This window comes from Rhodococcus sp. 06-418-5 (assembly GCF_002258285.1).
GTDB lineage: Bacteria > Actinomycetota > Actinomycetes > Mycobacteriales > Mycobacteriaceae > Rhodococcoides.
This window is the reverse complement of record NZ_NOYE01000019.1, coordinates 71,498-85,581: the sequence shown is the minus strand read 5'-3', so window position 1 is coordinate 85,581 and position 14,084 is coordinate 71,498. Positions and strand designations below refer to the sequence as shown.

The following is a 14,084-nucleotide window of genomic DNA, read 5'->3' as shown; positions in this document are numbered from 1 at the left end:
ATGACTACCACCGAAAACATCGCGGGCGAACAGCCCCGCCTCAAGGCGCGCTACCGCGCCGAGATCAAAGACGCCCTGAACACCGAATTTGCATACGAGAACGTCATGCAGATCCCCGGCATCGTCAAGGTCGTCGTCAACATGGGTGTCGGCGACGCCGCCCGTGACGCCAAGCTGATCAACGGTGCAGTTGCCGACCTCGCTGCCATCACCGGCCAGAAGCCGGAGATCCGCAAGGCACGCAAGTCCATCGCACAGTTCAAGCTGCGCGAAGGAATGCCCATCGGCGCACGCGTCACCCTCCGTGGCGACCGCATGTGGGAGTTCCTCGACCGTCTGGTCTCCATTGCCCTTCCCCGAATCAGGGACTTCCGCGGCCTCTCGGGCACGCAGTTCGACGGCAACGGAAACTACACATTCGGCCTCAACGAGCAATCGATGTTCCACGAGATCGACGTGGACAAGATCGATCGTCCGCGCGGCATGGACATCACCGTAGTAACCACCGCAACCAACAACGAAGAAGGCCGCGCGCTGCTCAAGCACCTCGGCTTCCCGTTCAAGGAGAACTGAGTCCATGGCGAAGAAGGCATTGGTCAACAAGGCCAACAAGAAGCCGAAGTTCGCGGTGCGTGCATACACTCGCTGCAACCGCTGCGGCCGTCCCCATTCCGTGTTCCGCAAGTTCGGCCTCTGCCGTATCTGCGTGCGCGAGATGGCACACGCCGGAGAGCTTCCCGGAGTTCGCAAGAGCTCCTGGTGATCTGAGGCCTCCGGGCTTCACCACACCACGCTGATGGGCGTGGGTTCCGAAAGGAACCCACGCCCATTTCGTGTTTGCTCAGGCCTCCCGTCTCAGACCGACCACACGTCGTTTCGTAGATCGAGTGACCGAGTCAGATCCAGTGCGGCAGAACGGTCGTCGTTGTCGACGAGAAGGAGCAGGCCACGTTCGGACATCGCAGACGCGAGAGTGTCGGTGGGAACGGTTCGACATCCGGCCGGCATGCCCGCGACTCCGAGCTCTCGATAGGTATCGGCAATCGCAACCACGTCCTCGACGGTGTCCATTCCCAGGACGGTCACGAAATGTCCTACGCTCCAACCGAATTCGGTCAGGTTCTCGGTGTGCACATTCGCAACCAGGCCGAACCGGAACTGCACGTCGGCCAGGCGGGTCAGGAGCAGGCGGAGCCCGTCGGAACCGGGCCCCACGATCGGAACCACCACGACGCGTCCTTCGGTCGCCGTCTCGATGCCCGTCGCAAGACCTGACGCTGTGGTCCCGGCCGCATCGATCGATGCGGCCCTCGGTAGGCAATCCCACCCGTCGGTGATCCGGGGCGTTCCGGGCGGACGGGCCGCGACGGTCTCGCCCGGCCAGATCGCGGATCCCGATGCGATCGCGAGTGCAGTCACGTCCGGTGCGTCGTCGCCCACGACGGCCGTCGACGCTATCGATGCCGAGAACGGTCCGCAGAGCTGATCCGGTTGCGGCAGAGCGCTGTCGAGGGCAGAGACGATTGCGCCGACGCCGGGGAACTGTCGCAGCATGTCAATAGATCCAGCGCAGTGATTCGAGCAGTTCGTCCTCGGTGTGGCTCTCCGCCCACGCTGCATCGGCGTCCCGGCAGGCAACGAACGCGCCCAGAAGGTCTTCGCCCAACACGTCTGCGACCAGCGCCGACGACAGTAGGTTCTCCCGTTGTTGGGCATGGGTCGTCGCGAGTGGGGAGATACCGGCGGCGTCGCGACGGGCATCGTCCCAGCCGCCCACATCCGCCTGAACCGGTGGCGACAACGTCGCCGAATCGGCCACTCCCGACATGCCGGCCGCGATGGTGACGGCAAGCGCCAGATAGGGGTTGGCGGAAGCGTCGCACGCCTTCAACTCGACGTTGGTGTGATCGGGACCGAGGAGGGCAGAACCGGGTACGAGCCGTACTGCCGCTTCGCGGTTCTCGACGCCCCAGAACCCGAAGGCACCGGCCCAGTATCCGGGTCGACGTCGGAGCAAGGATCCCGAACTCGGTGCGGTGACGGCAGTGAGTCCCGGCAGCTCTCGAACCAGGCCCGCGATGTACGACTGCCCGGTCTCCGACAATCCATGCTCTCCGTCTCCGGTGAGAGCGTTGTGCCCGTCGCGAACCAGTGACGTGTGCAGGTGCCATCCGTTGCCTGCACTGCTGGACGCGGGCAGGGGAGCGAAGCTCGCCCGCAGGCCGTGAGCTTTGGCGGCAGAGTGGATCGTCTGCCGCGCGAGAACTTGCGCATCGGCTGCAGCAAGGGGATCGAGTGGCGCGAGCGCGATCTCGATCTGGGACATGCCGTACTCGGCGTGAATCTGACCGATGCTCACACCGTTCGCAGACAGGGCGTGCAGCAGCGATACGACGAATTCGTCGACATCGCGGAGCGCGTTGGCGGAGTAGGCAGGTCCTCGATGGGCGGACAGTCCGTCCGATTCCCGGGTCAGGGCGAACTCGATCTCGAATCCGGCCCGCACCTCGAAACCGGCATCGGACGCCTTCTGCACCTGCCGCTCGAGAACAGCGCGTTGGTCGTAGGGCCAGGGAGAGCCGTCCGCGGAGAGCTGCCTGCCGTGTACCCAGGCAAGCCCCGGTTGGCCGGCAGGTGGAACCACGCTCGACGCGTTGTCGATCACCGGAATCAACCGAACATCGCCGGACGGCGTCGACAGTCCCTCGTGAGCGAAGGTGATCCCGTCGTGCGAATCGAACACCGCGAACACCGCGGTGACTCCTACGCCGCGACGTGCAACTGCGGTCAGTTCTGCGGTGGGCACGGTGCGTGATCGGACGATGCCGTTGTTGTCGACCCACCCGATCGTCACCCCGGCGATGGTGCGGTCACGCAGAGTGTGGGTGAGGTGATCGATGTCGACTGCCTTCGAGTCCGTCATGGTCCGACGTTAGCGAAGAAGTGGACGCCGGGGTGTCCGACTGGACCCGAGCCGTCGCGCAATGGTAAGGCGATTTGGTCTTCGGGTGCGCGATGCCTACACTAGAGCGGTTGCCCGGGCTTCGTCGTGCCTGCACGCGAGTCCTTGCAATGGAAACGCAACCTCGAGTTCTCCGTACGTCAGCATCGAAATGCGGAAGCTCGAAACACCTGGCAGTGCAGCGATGCATTGCTTGGAGCGCAACCCCTGACCGGCAACAGTCGGTCAGGACATGTTCACTTCGTTGTAGGCCCACGATGTGACGAGCCAGGCCCGCCGGGTTTTCGAGAATCCAGGGGCACCAGCTCGCGCGTGCTGCATGGGAACCGCTGCGAGAAAGGTGCACAGGTCACACCATGACGATGACCGATCCAATTGCAGACTTCTTGACCCGTCTGCGCAACGCCAATTCGGCGTACCACGACGAGGTGAAGCTTCCCCACTCGAAGCTCAAGGCGAACATCGCCGAGATCCTCAAGCGCGAGGGCTACATCTCCGACTACCGCACGGAAGACGCCGAGGTGGGCAAGACCCTCATCGTCGATCTGAAGTACGGCCCGAGCCGTGAGCGCAGCCTCGCCGGCGTGCGACGCGTCTCCAAGCCCGGTCTCCGGGTATACGCAAAATCCACCAATCTGCCCAAGGTTCTCGGCGGCCTGGGCGTGGCGATCATCTCCACGTCCACAGGTCTGCTCACGGAGCGTCAGGCGGCCAAGCAGGGTGTGGGCGGAGAAGTCCTCGCCTACGTCTGGTAGGGGAGGCCACCACCATGTCACGTATTGGAAAATTGCCGGTACCGGTCCCCGCTGGAGTCGATATCACCATCGACGGCCAGAACGTTGCGGTCAAGGGCCCCAAGGGTGCCCTGAGCCTGACGGTCGCCGAGCCCATCCAGATCGCTCGCGCCGACGACGGCACCATCGCCGTCACCCGGCCCGATGACGAGCGCAAGAGCCGTGCACTGCACGGACTGTCGCGCACTCTCGTCGCGAACCTCATCACCGGTGTCACCAACGGTTACACCAACAAGATGGAGATTCACGGCGTCGGTTACCGCGTCGTACTCAAGGGCAAGGACCTCGAGTTCGCACTCGGTTACAGCCATCCCGTGCTGATCGAAGCACCCGAGGGCATCACGTTCACGGTCGAGTCGCCCACGCGATTCACCGTTGTCGGCATCGACAAGCAGAAGGTCGGTCAGATCTCTGCCAACATTCGTCGTCTGCGGCGTCCGGACCCGTACAAGGGCAAGGGCATCCGCTACGAGGGTGAAGTGATCCGCCGCAAGGTCGGAAAGACGGGTAAGTGATATGAGCCAGCAAACAGCAGACAAGGCGAACGTCGTCAAGCGCACTCCGCGTGGCACCGACGTCTCGACGAAGCGTCGCCTGTCGAAGGCACGTCGTCACTTCCGCCTTCGCAAGAAGATCTCCGGCACGCCCGAGCGTCCCCGCTTGGTCGTCAACCGGTCCTCGCGTCACATCCACGTGCAGTTGATCGACGACCTCGCCGGCCACACGCTGGCCAGCGCGTCGAGCATCGAAGCCGATGTGCGCGCCCTCGAGGGCGACAAGAAGGCCGTCAGTGCGAAGGTCGGCGAGCTCATCGCCAGCCGCGCGAAGGCAGCAGGCGTCGAGGCAGTCGTGTTCGACCGCGGCGGCAACAACTACAGCGGCCGCATCGCGGCACTCGCAGACGCAGCCCGTGAAGGCGGGTTGACGTTCTGATGATGACAATGACTGACAACGGAAGGACAGCCTGATGCCGGGACGTCAACGGCGTGACGGCGGAAGCGGCCCCGCCGGACAGAACAGTGGCCCCAACGCAGGTGGCGACAACAACCAGCGCGGCGACAACCGCGGTGGCGGTCGTGACCGTCGTGACAACGGCCGTGGCGGCAACGCTGCGGACAAGTCGAACTTCATCGAGAAGGTCGTCACGATCAACCGCGTCTCCAAGGTGGTCAAGGGTGGTCGACGCTTCAGCTTCACCGCCCTCGTCATCGTCGGTGACGGCAACGGATTGGTCGGCGTCGGCTACGGCAAGGCCAAGGAAGTTCCCGCGGCCATCCAGAAGGGTGTCGAGGAGGCTCGCAAGAGCTTCTTCCGCGTCCCGATGATCGCCGGCACCATCACGCACCCCATCCAGGGCGAAGCCGCAGCAGGCGTCGTCATGTTGCGTCCGGCCAGTGCCGGTACCGGCGTCATCGCCGGTGGCGCGGTGCGTGCCGTGCTCGAGTGCGCCGGTGTCCACGACGTGCTGTCGAAGTCGCTCGGTAGCGACAACGCCATCAACGTCGTGCACGCGACCGTCGCAGCCCTCAAGGGTCTGCAGCGTCCCGAGGAAGTTGCGGCTCGCCGCGGCCTGACCCTCGAAGAGGTTGCACCCGCCGGAATGCTGCGCGCACGCGCACAGGCAGGAGCGGTGAAGTAATGGCTCAGCTGAAGGTCACCCAGATCAAGAGCACCATCGGCCAGAAGGCGAACCAGCGTGACAGCCTGCGTACTCTCGGGCTCAAGGGCATCCGCCAGACGGTCGTCCGCGAGGACAACCCGCAGAACCGCGGACTGGTCAACACGGTGCGCCACCTCGTAATCGTTGAGGAGGTCTAACCATGACCATCAAACTGCACCACCTGCGCCCCGCAGCCGGATCCAAGTCGACGAAGATTCGTGTCGGCCGTGGTGAAGGTGGCAAGCGTGGCAAGACCGCAGGTCGCGGTACCAAGGGAACCGGCGCACGCAAGAACGTGCCGGCACGCTTCGAGGGTGGCCAGATGCCCCTCCACATGCGGCTCCCGAAGCTCAAGGGCTTCACCAACCGCAACCGTGTCGTGTTCCAGGTCGTGAACCTGCGCGACATCGAGCGTCTGTTCCCCGAGGGCGGTCAGATCGGTATCCCCGAGCTCATCGCCAAGGGTGCCGTTCGCAAGAACGAGCCCGTCAAGGTTCTCGGCGACGGAAACCTGACCGTGAAGGTCGAGATCTCGGCCAACAAGTTCACGGGCTCCGCCAAGGAAAAGATCGCCGCTGCCGGCGGTTCTGCAACCGAGGTATGAGCATTGCTCCGATGCGTTGAGTAGCAATGCATCGAGCAGCAGTTCGTGACGATGGCCGCAGCCACAGCTCTCGCAGCTGAGCTGCGGCCATCGTTGCCTCGGCACCACGTGCCGTACTCGACCGAACGGACAGGGTCCAACACTGACCGTCGGGCGGTTCGATACGCACTGTTAGAGTTCTAGAGTTCACAGAAGTTCGTTTCGATGCGGGCGATGCATGTCGCCTGCAGTCCATGCTCGTGAGGCTCACAGGAGCGCCGGTTGCGCTCCTGACGAAGCACTCGCAGCGTCAACGCAGTCGTGCCAGGAGGATCTTTGCTTTCCGCCTTCGTGTCGGCCCTCAGGACTCCTGACCTGAGACGGAAGATCCTCTTCACGCTCGGTCTGGTGGCCCTGTATCGCTTCGGTGCCACGCTGCCGTCGCCGGGTGTCGACTACGCCAATGTCCGAGCATGCATCGACCAGGTCTCCGGTGGAGACTCTGCGGGCATCTACTCGCTGATCAACCTGTTCTCCGGTGGAGCGCTCCTCCAGCTCTCGGTGTTCGCGATCGGCATCATGCCGTACATCACCGCCAGCATCATCGTGCAGCTGCTCACCGTCGTCATCCCGAAGTTCGAGGAACTCCGCAAGGAGGGACAGTCGGGGCAGGCCAAGATGACGCAGTACACGCGTTACCTGTCGATCGCGCTGGCCATCCTGCAGGCGACCGGCCTGGTGGCCCTCGCCTCCCGCGGCCAACTTCTGCAGGGATGCCAGCAGGACATCATCGCCGACCAGAGCATCTTCGGCCTCGTCATCATCGTGCTCGTCATGACCGCAGGTGCAGCCGTCGTGATGTGGTTCGGTGAGGTCATCACCGAGCGCGGCGTCGGCAACGGAATGTCGCTGCTCATCTTCGCCGGAATCGCCTCGCGTATCCCCTCCGAGGGCAACTCGATCCTCGAGAGCCGTGGTGGGCTGGTGTTCGGATTCGTCTGCTTCGCAGCGTTCCTGATCATCACCGGCGTGGTGTTCGTCGAGCAGGGTCAGCGCCGAATTCCCGTCCAGTACGCCAAGCGCATGGTCGGTCGAAAGATGTACGGCGGCTCCTCCACCTACCTTCCGCTCAAGGTCAACCAGGCCGGCGTCATCCCGGTGATCTTCGCGTCCTCGCTGCTGTATCTGCCCAACCTGATCGCCCAGCTCACCTCGGCCAGCACCGCGGTCGATCCGAGCTGGTGGCAGCGCATCATCAACGAGTACCTGGTGAACCCGGCCAACCCGGTGTACATCGCGATCTTCTTCGGTCTGATCGTGTTCTTCACGTACTTCTACGTGGCGATCACGTTCAACCCCGAAGAGCGCGCCGACGAGATGAAGAAGTTCGGCGGGTTCATCCCGGGCATTCGTCCGGGCAAGCCGACCGCCGACTATCTGAACTACGTCCTCAGTCGCATCACGTTGCCGGGCGCGGTCTACCTGGGCACCATCGCCGTGCTCCCGAACCTGTTCCTCGACATCGGCAGTTCGGGTGGAGGACAGAACCTCCCCTTCGGTGGCACCGCCGTGCTGATCATGGTCAGCGTCGGCCTGGATACCGTGAAGCAAATCGAAAGCCAGCTGATGCAGCGTAACTACGAAGGGTTCCTCAAGTGAGACTTGTTCTGCTCGGTCCCCCCGGTGCCGGCAAAGGCACCCAGGCCGTCCTCCTGTCCGAGAAGCTGGGCGTTCCGCACATCTCGACCGGCGACCTGTTTCGCGCGAACATCGGTGAGAAGACGCCGCTCGGACTCGAGGCGAAGAAGTACCTCGATGCAGGCGACCTCGTTCCCAGTGAGCTGACCGTCGACATGGTCCGCAGCCGCCTCTCCGAACCCGACGCCGTGAACGGCTTCCTGCTCGACGGCTTCCCACGTTCGGTGGGTCAGGCCGAGGCACTGGTCGGCATCCTGGCGGACCTGAACGCGAAGCTCGACGCCGTACTCTCCTTCGTCGTCGACGAGGACGTCGTCGTCGAACGCATGCTCGCGCGTGGACGCGAGGACGACAAGGAAGACGTCATTCGTAACCGACTCAAGGTGTACCGGGACGAGACCGCGCCCCTGCTCGATTACTACGAGGGCCAACTCGTGACGGTCGACGCGATCGGTGAGGTGGACGAGGTCAACGCTCGCGCGCTGAAGTCCATCGAGGACCACGGCAAGTAATGGCATTCGGCCGTAAACGGAAGGTCGTGCCGTTCCGCAGTGCCGGCGAACTCGACGCCATGGCTGCGGCCGGCGCGGTCGTCGGCGCTGCTCTGGTGGCAGTGCGGGCAGCGGCGGTTCCCGGTGTCTCGACGCTCGAGCTCGACAGAGTTGCCGAGGCCGTCATCCGTGACGCCGGTGCGGTGCCGTCGTTCCTCGGTTACCACGGCTTCACCGGCAGCATCTGTTCGTCGGTCAACGACCGTGTGGTGCACGGCATTCCGTCGGCGGACGAGCTCCTGGTCGCAGGCGATCTGGTGTCCATCGACTGTGGGGCGGTTCTCGACGGTTGGCACGGAGACTCGGCGTGGACATTCGGTGTCGGCGACATCATCGAAGCCGATGCGATGCTGAGCGAGGCGACGAGGCTGTCGATGGAGGCAGGTATCGCCGCGATGCTTCCAGGCAAGCGGCTCACCGACGTCTCGCACGCCATCGAATCCGGAACCCACGCGGCCGAGCAGGCGCACGGCCGCAAGTACGGGATCGTCGACGGATACGGCGGTCATGGCATCGGTCGTGAGATGCACATGGACCCGTTCCTCGCGAACGAGGGTGCGCCGGGTAAGGGACCGGAGCTGGTCGTCGGATCCACTCTGGCAATCGAGCCCATGCTGACCCTCGGCACGTACGACACCGACATTCTCGACGACGGCTGGACGGTCGTGACCACCGACGGATCCCGATCGGCGCACTGGGAACACACCGTTGCCGTCACCGAGGACGGGCCGCGGATCCTGACACTACGACCCAGCTAGGGTCACCAGGCCAGTGATCCGTAGCGTCGGCCGCCGCGGACCAGTCCGAGATGCGCAGCCACCAGACGAAGCCAGAGTCGAGTCGACATCCTGGTCACTGCAGTGGGAAGCAGTGGGTTTCGTACGCCGAGCATCAGCAGGGCGACGGAGATCGTGCGAGCCCGGAAGGGCGGGCAGCCGTGTGCTCGGTGTAGTCCGCGTACGTGAGCCGATCCGTACCCGAGCGCGCCTGCCTGCTTCCAGTTCTCCCGACGTCCGGTGCGAAGTCGGTACGACACCAGTGGTTCGGCGATGAAATGCAGTCGATACCCCGCGTGCTGTGCGCGCCACGAGAACTCCATGTCCTCGCTGGCGTGAACGTACTCGAGCATGCCGTCGAGCTCGACGTAGGTCGATCTGCGGCACGCCATGCTGGCACCGATGGCGAACGGTAGGAATGTCGACTTGCCCTGATCCGAGGGCGGTGCGAACGGTGTCGATGCGCGCACGGCAGCGGAATTCAGCGTCTCCGTCTCCAGACCGGTACCCACGATGTCGTACTCGTCGAGGCCGGCAACGATGCGCCGGAGCCAGTTCGGGTGGACCGCGTCGTCCGCGTCGCAGAAGGCGAGCAGGTCGCTGCGGGCGGCGTCTGCACCTCTGTTACGTGCGAACGATGCGCCCGGGGTTCCCGCAGCGTCGACGTACTGCAGGTCGAGCGCTCCACGGAGGCAATGGTTCTCGATGTGTTCGCGAAGGCCGTCGGTCGAGCCGTTGTCGCTGACGATCACCGTGAAGGGATGCTCGTAATCCTGTCGAGCGAGAGCTCGCAGTTGATCGTCGAGAACGTCCGTGGAGTTGTGTACCGGAATGATGACGGATACGCCCGGGTTGCCGGCGCGCGTGTCTGAGCTCAAGAGGGGTGCCTCGTGGTCGTCGTCGCGGACACGGCCGCCGCTGCGAGGGCAGGCGGGACGGCCCGTGTTGTGCGGCTGGGATACAGCCGGGCAGAACGCTAGCTCAGGAAATCGAACTGGGGCAACCGTTGACCCGGAGCATGGATGCGGAACGCATTTGGCCAGACGTGCATTACCCGGTAACATGGATCGACGGTGCGCCCTGCGTACCGGATGTTCGCGTGCCCTGGTGGCCTGCGAACCGTTCCGGCGACACGTCGGCCCGTCGATTCGGGTCGGTCAGTGGGCATCACGGTAACGGAAACAGATGCAATCAACCAGGTGTGAGAGCCAGGATCGCGGAGGATATGGCCAAGAAAGACGGTGCTATCGAGGTAGAGGGCCGAGTTGTCGAACCGCTGCCCAATGCGATGTTTCGCATTGAGCTCGAAAACGGCCACAAGGTACTCGCTCACATCAGCGGAAAGATGCGTCAGCACTACATTCGCATCCTTCCCGAGGATCGCGTCGTGGTAGAGCTCTCGCCCTACGACCTCACGCGTGGACGCATCGTTTACCGCTACAAGTAAGAGCTTCCCCGGCCACGTCCGGTCGGGGGGAACCATGCTCGGAGCCGCTGCCTGCAGTGGGGCCGAGCTACACACAGGAGATCAACGACGTGAAGGTTCAGCCGAGCGTCAAGAAGATCTGCGAAAAGTGCAAGGTGATTCGTCGTAACGGGCGCGTCATGGTGATCTGCGACAACCTGCGTCACAAGCAGCGTCAGGGATAACCACCGAGCATTTCGCACGTCGGCTTGGCAACAGCTAGAAGATGACCTCCCAGCACCAACCGCGACACACGCGTTGCGGCATACCCCCGGCACGGAGGCCGGGGCCCCACTGAGTTGGTTGAAAGACGCTTCACACCCCAGCGGTGAGAAGGACACAGGGGACGGACTGGGAGCAGACCTCCGGACAAGAAAAGGAAATGCCACATGGCACGTCTCGCAGGTGTGGATCTGCCGCGCGAAAAGCGCATGGAGATCGCACTGACTTACATCTACGGCGTCGGCCGTACCCGCTCCAAGGAAATCCTCACAGCGACGGGCGTCAGCCCCGACCTGCGAAGCAAGGATCTCGGCGACGACGATCTGCGCAAGCTCAGCGATTACATCAACGAGTCCCTCAAGGTCGAGGGCGACCTGCGCCGCGAGGTTCAGGCCGACATCCGCCGCAAGATCGAAATCGGCTGCTACCAGGGTCTTCGCCACCGTCGTGGTCTGCCCGTCCGTGGACAGCGCACCAAGACCAATGCGCGTACCCGTAAGGGACCCAAGCGCACCATTGCCGGCAAGAAGAAGGCGAAGTAATGCCCCCCAAAGCACGCGGTACCGGTCCGAAGAAGGCGCAGAAGACGCGTCGCAGGGACAAGAAGAACGTCCCGCACGGATCTGCGCACATCAAGAGCACGTTCAACAACACGATCGTGTCGATCACCGACCCCGCCGGAAACGTCATCTCGTGGGCGTCCTCGGGACACGTGGGCTTCAAGGGCTCGCGCAAGTCGACTCCGTTCGCCGCACAGCTCGCAGCCGAGAACGCTGCGCGCAAGGCACAGGAGCACGGCGTCAAGAAGGTCGACGTGTTCGTCAAGGGTCCCGGCTCCGGCCGTGAGACCGCGATCCGCTCGCTTCAGGCCGCTGGCCTCGAGGTCGGCACCATCTCCGATGTCACCCCTCAGCCGCACAACGGCTGCCGTCCGCCCAAGCGGCGTCGGGTCTAGCGGGAAGGAAAGGTTTAGAAAATGGCACGTTATACCGGTCCTATCACCCGCAAGTCGCGTCGTCTGCGCGTCGACCTCGTCGGAGGCGACCAGGCGTTCGAGCGTCGTCCCTACCCGCCCGGCCAGCACGGCCGCGCGCGGATCAAGGAGAGCGAGTACCTGCTCCAGCTGCAGGAGAAGCAGAAGGCTCGCTTCACCTACGGCGTCATGGAGAAGCAGTTCCGTCTGTACTACAAGGAAGCCAACAGGACCGTCGGCAAGACCGGCGAGAACCTGCTGACCATCCTCGAGAGTCGTCTCGACAACGTCGTCTACCGCGCCGGACTGGCACGTACGCGTCGTCAGGCCCGTCAGCTGGTCACGCACGGTCACTTCCTGGTGAACAACAAGCGCGTCGACATCCCCAGCTACCGCGTCTCGCAGTACGACATCATCGACGTCCGTGAGAAGTCGGCTCAGACGCTGCCGATCCAGATCGCCCGCGAAAGCTACGGCGACCGTCCCGTCGCCCCGTGGCTGCAGGTCGTTCCCAACCGTCTTCGCATCCTGGTTCACAGGTTGCCGGAGCGCGCACAGATCGACGTGCCGCTCCAGGAGCAGCTCATCGTCGAGTACTACTCGAAGTAAGGCGCGGCACGCATGTGAGTCTCCCCGCGAGGCTCACATGCGTCTTCGCCTCCACACGTGGGCGTCAAATAGCGGACGCCCGTACAGGAGGAACACACAATGCTCATTTCACAGCGCCCGACGCTGACCGAAGAGGTCATCGCCGACAACCGCTCGAAATTCGTCATCGAGCCGCTCGAGCCCGGCTTCGGTTACACACTCGGCAACTCGCTCCGCCGCACCCTGCTGTCGTCGATCCCCGGCGCTGCTGTCACCAGCATCCGTATCGACGGCGTCCTCCACGAATTCACCACCGTCCCCGGAGTCAAGGAAGATGTCACCGACATCATCCTGAACCTCAAGGGCCTCGTGGTGAGCTCCGAAGAAGACGAACCGGTCACCATGTACGTCCGCAAGCAGGGCCCAGGCGCTGTGACCGCAGGCGACATCGTGCCTCCGGCCGGCGTCACGGTGAACAACCCCGATCTGCACATCGCGACCCTGAACGACAAGGGCAAGTTGGAGATCGAGCTCGTCGTCGAGCGCGGTCGCGGCTACGTCCCCGCCGTTCAGAACAAGGCATCGGGTGCCGAGATCGGCCGTATTCCGGTCGACTCGATCTACTCGCCCGTGCTCAAGGTCACCTACAAGGTGGAGGCCACCCGCGTCGAACAGCGCACCGACTTCGATCGGCTCGTTCTCGATGTGGAGACCAAGAATTCCATCACCGCGCGGGACGCGCTCGCTTCGGCGGGCAAGACCCTGGTTGAGCTCTTCGGCCTCGCCCGTGAGCTGAACGTCGAAGCAGAAGGTATCGAGATCGGACCCTCGCCCGCCGAGGCCGATCACATCGCTTCCTTCGGACTCCCCATCGAGGATCTGGACCTCACCGTCCGGTCCTACAACTGCCTCAAGCGCGAGGGTGTTCACACCGTCGGCGAGCTGGTTGGTCGTACCGAGTCCGATCTGCTCGACATCCGTAACTTCGGGCAGAAGTCCATCGACGAGGTGAAGGTCAAGCTGCATTCGCTCGGCCTCTCCCTCAAGGACAGCCCCGCGTCGTTCGATCCGAGCACCGTGCCTGGCTACGACGCCACCACGGGCACGTGGAGTGACACCGACGCCGGCTCCTTCAGCGACACCGAAGGTGCCGAGCAGGACTACGCCGAGACAGAACAGCTGTAATCAGCTCGCTGGAGCTCTTACTAGGAGATTCATCATGCCCAAGCCCACCAAGGGCCGCCGTCTCGGCGGGTCGGCGTCGCACCAGAAGGCCATCCTGGCCAACCTGGCGACGTCACTCTTCGAGCACGGCCGCATCACCACCACCGAGTCGAAGGCCAAGCGCCTTCGTCCGCACGCCGAGAAGCTCGTCACCCACGCCAAAAAGGGTGACCTGGCGCATCGTCGTGAGGTTCTCAAGACGATCAACAACAAAGATGTCGTGCACAAGCTGTTCGCCGAGATCGGGCCTTTCTTCGCCGATCGCGACGGTGGCTACACACGCATCATCAAGACCGTCCCCCGCAAGGGTGACAACTCGCCGATGGCCATCATCGAGCTCGTCAACGAGCAGACGGTGTCCAATGAGGCAGATCGCGCACGCCGCGTGAAGGCTTCGCAGGCTGCTCCCGCCGCAACCGAGGCTCCGGCCGAGGACGCGACCGACGAGAACGTCGTCGAGGCTGTCGAAGCCGACGCGACCGACGCCGAGGTGGCCAACGCCGACGCAGTCATCGACGGCATCGAGGACAACGACGCACACGCGTCGGACGCCCCCGAGGCCGAGGAAGCAAAGAAGGACTAGTCCTT

The 14,084-nt window shown here is 63.8% G+C and carries 21 protein-coding genes; 18 read left to right on the top strand and 3 right to left on the bottom strand.

Going from position 1 to position 14,084, the window contains the following annotated elements:
- Both rplE and CH274_RS17410 read left to right on the top strand, forming a co-directional pair.
- Window positions 1–573, top strand: a complete 573-nt coding sequence (gene rplE, locus CH274_RS17415) for a 50S ribosomal protein L5 (protein WP_008718275.1) — start codon at window positions 1–3, stop codon at window positions 571–573.
- A 4-nt stretch (window positions 574–577) separates the two neighbouring features.
- The gene (locus tag CH274_RS17410; RefSeq protein ID WP_008718273.1) at window positions 578–763 is read left to right on the top strand and encodes a type Z 30S ribosomal protein S14; all 186 of its coding nucleotides are present in this window, start codon (window positions 578–580) and stop codon (window positions 761–763) included.
- Between the two features lie 92 nt (window positions 764–855).
- On the opposite strand, the gene CH274_RS17405 is transcribed toward CH274_RS17410, so the two are convergent.
- On the bottom strand, window positions 856–1,554 hold the full coding sequence (locus tag CH274_RS17405) for a DUF6885 family protein (protein ID WP_094658317.1): 699 nt from the start codon (window positions 1,552–1,554) through the stop codon (window positions 856–858).
- 1 nt (window position 1,555) lies between these two features.
- Window positions 1,556–2,923, bottom strand: coding sequence for a glutamine synthetase family protein (locus CH274_RS17400; RefSeq protein ID WP_094658316.1), 1,368 nt, complete (start codon window positions 2,921–2,923; stop codon window positions 1,556–1,558).
- A gap of 395 nt (window positions 2,924–3,318) precedes the next feature.
- On the opposite strand from CH274_RS17400, the gene rpsH reads away from it, so the two are divergent.
- The 9 genes from rpsH (at window position 3,319) to map (ending at window position 9,006) form a co-directional block, all read left to right on the top strand.
- A complete protein-coding gene (rpsH, locus tag CH274_RS17395; protein WP_008718266.1) occupies window positions 3,319–3,717 on the top strand; it encodes a 30S ribosomal protein S8 in 399 nt (132 codons plus the stop codon).
- Window positions 3,718–3,731: 14 nt separating this feature from the next.
- A complete protein-coding gene (rplF, locus tag CH274_RS17390; RefSeq protein ID WP_032397535.1) occupies window positions 3,732–4,271 on the top strand; it encodes a 50S ribosomal protein L6 in 540 nt (179 codons plus the stop codon).
- Between the two features lies 1 nt (window position 4,272).
- The gene (gene rplR, locus CH274_RS17385) at window positions 4,273–4,689 is read left to right on the top strand and encodes a 50S ribosomal protein L18 (RefSeq protein WP_032365631.1); all 417 of its coding nucleotides are present in this window, start codon (window positions 4,273–4,275) and stop codon (window positions 4,687–4,689) included.
- A gap of 34 nt (window positions 4,690–4,723) precedes the next feature.
- Window positions 4,724–5,395, top strand: a complete 672-nt coding sequence (rpsE, locus tag CH274_RS17380) for a 30S ribosomal protein S5 (protein ID WP_032397534.1) — start codon at window positions 4,724–4,726, stop codon at window positions 5,393–5,395.
- On the top strand, window positions 5,395–5,574 hold the full coding sequence (rpmD, locus tag CH274_RS17375; protein ID WP_032397533.1) for a 50S ribosomal protein L30: 180 nt from the start codon (window positions 5,395–5,397) through the stop codon (window positions 5,572–5,574). Before rpsE ends, rpmD begins: the two co-directional genes overlap by 1 nt.
- 2 nt (window positions 5,575–5,576) lie before the next feature.
- Entirely contained in the window at window positions 5,577–6,020 is a 444-nt protein-coding gene (gene rplO / locus CH274_RS17370) for a 50S ribosomal protein L15 (RefSeq protein WP_032397532.1), read from the top strand.
- 315 nt (window positions 6,021–6,335) lie between these two features.
- On the top strand, window positions 6,336–7,658 hold the full coding sequence (gene secY / locus CH274_RS17365) for a preprotein translocase subunit SecY (RefSeq protein ID WP_032397531.1): 1,323 nt from the start codon (window positions 6,336–6,338) through the stop codon (window positions 7,656–7,658).
- Window positions 7,655–8,209: an adenylate kinase gene (locus CH274_RS17360; protein WP_032397530.1), complete on the top strand. Its 555-nt coding sequence runs from the start codon at window positions 7,655–7,657 to the stop codon at window positions 8,207–8,209. Before secY ends, CH274_RS17360 begins: the two co-directional genes overlap by 4 nt.
- The gene (gene map / locus CH274_RS17355; protein WP_094658315.1) at window positions 8,209–9,006 is read left to right on the top strand and encodes a type I methionyl aminopeptidase; all 798 of its coding nucleotides are present in this window, start codon (window positions 8,209–8,211) and stop codon (window positions 9,004–9,006) included. The genes CH274_RS17360 and map overlap by 1 nt, the downstream gene beginning before the upstream one ends.
- Window positions 9,007–9,008: 2 nt before the next feature.
- Here map and CH274_RS17350 read toward each other — a convergent pair whose 3' ends face one another.
- Entirely contained in the window at window positions 9,009–9,902 is an 894-nt protein-coding gene (locus CH274_RS17350) for a glycosyltransferase (RefSeq protein ID WP_179275790.1), read from the bottom strand.
- A 347-nt stretch (window positions 9,903–10,249) separates the two neighbouring features.
- On the opposite strand from CH274_RS17350, the gene infA reads away from it, so the two are divergent.
- From infA to rplQ, 7 genes are all read left to right on the top strand, one after another.
- The gene (gene infA / locus CH274_RS17345) at window positions 10,250–10,471 is read left to right on the top strand and encodes a translation initiation factor IF-1 (protein WP_005140011.1); all 222 of its coding nucleotides are present in this window, start codon (window positions 10,250–10,252) and stop codon (window positions 10,469–10,471) included.
- Window positions 10,472–10,560: 89 nt separating this feature from the next.
- Window positions 10,561–10,674 carry a 50S ribosomal protein L36 gene (rpmJ, locus tag CH274_RS17340; protein ID WP_025347279.1) on the top strand — a complete coding sequence of 38 codons (114 nt, stop codon included), beginning with the start codon at window positions 10,561–10,563 and terminating at the stop codon, window positions 10,672–10,674.
- A gap of 204 nt (window positions 10,675–10,878) precedes the next feature.
- Window positions 10,879–11,253 (top strand): 30S ribosomal protein S13, encoded by a 375-nt coding sequence (gene rpsM, locus CH274_RS17335; RefSeq protein ID WP_008718227.1) that lies wholly within the window; start codon window positions 10,879–10,881, stop codon window positions 11,251–11,253.
- Window positions 11,253–11,666, top strand: a complete 414-nt coding sequence (rpsK, locus tag CH274_RS17330) for a 30S ribosomal protein S11 (RefSeq protein WP_027496331.1) — start codon at window positions 11,253–11,255, stop codon at window positions 11,664–11,666. The genes rpsM and rpsK overlap by 1 nt, the downstream gene beginning before the upstream one ends.
- Before the next feature lie 21 nt (window positions 11,667–11,687).
- Window positions 11,688–12,293, top strand: a complete 606-nt coding sequence (gene rpsD / locus CH274_RS17325; RefSeq protein WP_032397528.1) for a 30S ribosomal protein S4 — start codon at window positions 11,688–11,690, stop codon at window positions 12,291–12,293.
- 99 nt (window positions 12,294–12,392) lie between these two features.
- Window positions 12,393–13,457: a DNA-directed RNA polymerase subunit alpha gene (locus CH274_RS17320; RefSeq protein WP_008718222.1), complete on the top strand. Its 1,065-nt coding sequence runs from the start codon at window positions 12,393–12,395 to the stop codon at window positions 13,455–13,457.
- Window positions 13,458–13,491: 34 nt separating this feature from the next.
- Window positions 13,492–14,079 carry a 50S ribosomal protein L17 gene (rplQ, locus tag CH274_RS17315; protein WP_032397527.1) on the top strand — a complete coding sequence of 196 codons (588 nt, stop codon included), beginning with the start codon at window positions 13,492–13,494 and terminating at the stop codon, window positions 14,077–14,079.
- Window positions 14,080–14,084 lie beyond the last annotated feature (5 nt).

What these genes read in the sequence shown, in the direction of transcription:
- map (WP_094658315.1), top strand. Translation starts at nt 8,209, where the DNA reads ATGGCATTCGGCCGTAAACGGAAGGTCGTGCCGTTCCGCAGTGCCGGC.
- CH274_RS17400 (WP_094658316.1), bottom strand. Translation starts at nt 2,923, where the DNA reads ATGACGGACTCGAAGGCAGTCGACATCGATCACCTCACCCACACTCTG.
- rpsD (WP_032397528.1), top strand. Translation starts at nt 11,688, where the DNA reads ATGGCACGTTATACCGGTCCTATCACCCGCAAGTCGCGTCGTCTGCGC.
- rpmD (WP_032397533.1), top strand. Translation starts at nt 5,395, where the DNA reads ATGGCTCAGCTGAAGGTCACCCAGATCAAGAGCACCATCGGCCAGAAG.
- CH274_RS17405 (WP_094658317.1), bottom strand. Translation starts at nt 1,554, where the DNA reads ATGCTGCGACAGTTCCCCGGCGTCGGCGCAATCGTCTCTGCCCTCGAC.
- rplQ (WP_032397527.1), top strand. Translation starts at nt 13,492, where the DNA reads ATGCCCAAGCCCACCAAGGGCCGCCGTCTCGGCGGGTCGGCGTCGCAC.
- rpsM (WP_008718227.1), top strand. Translation starts at nt 10,879, where the DNA reads ATGGCACGTCTCGCAGGTGTGGATCTGCCGCGCGAAAAGCGCATGGAG.
- rplF (WP_032397535.1), top strand. Translation starts at nt 3,732, where the DNA reads ATGTCACGTATTGGAAAATTGCCGGTACCGGTCCCCGCTGGAGTCGAT.
- rplE (WP_008718275.1), top strand. Translation starts at nt 1, where the DNA reads ATGACTACCACCGAAAACATCGCGGGCGAACAGCCCCGCCTCAAGGCG.
- rpsK (WP_027496331.1), top strand. Translation starts at nt 11,253, where the DNA reads ATGCCCCCCAAAGCACGCGGTACCGGTCCGAAGAAGGCGCAGAAGACG.
- CH274_RS17410 (WP_008718273.1), top strand. Translation starts at nt 578, where the DNA reads ATGGCGAAGAAGGCATTGGTCAACAAGGCCAACAAGAAGCCGAAGTTC.
- infA (WP_005140011.1), top strand. Translation starts at nt 10,250, where the DNA reads ATGGCCAAGAAAGACGGTGCTATCGAGGTAGAGGGCCGAGTTGTCGAA.
- rpsH (WP_008718266.1), top strand. Translation starts at nt 3,319, where the DNA reads ATGACGATGACCGATCCAATTGCAGACTTCTTGACCCGTCTGCGCAAC.
- CH274_RS17320 (WP_008718222.1), top strand. Translation starts at nt 12,393, where the DNA reads ATGCTCATTTCACAGCGCCCGACGCTGACCGAAGAGGTCATCGCCGAC.
- rplO (WP_032397532.1), top strand. Translation starts at nt 5,577, where the DNA reads ATGACCATCAAACTGCACCACCTGCGCCCCGCAGCCGGATCCAAGTCG.
- rplR (WP_032365631.1), top strand. Translation starts at nt 4,273, where the DNA reads ATGAGCCAGCAAACAGCAGACAAGGCGAACGTCGTCAAGCGCACTCCG.
- rpsE (WP_032397534.1), top strand. Translation starts at nt 4,724, where the DNA reads ATGCCGGGACGTCAACGGCGTGACGGCGGAAGCGGCCCCGCCGGACAG.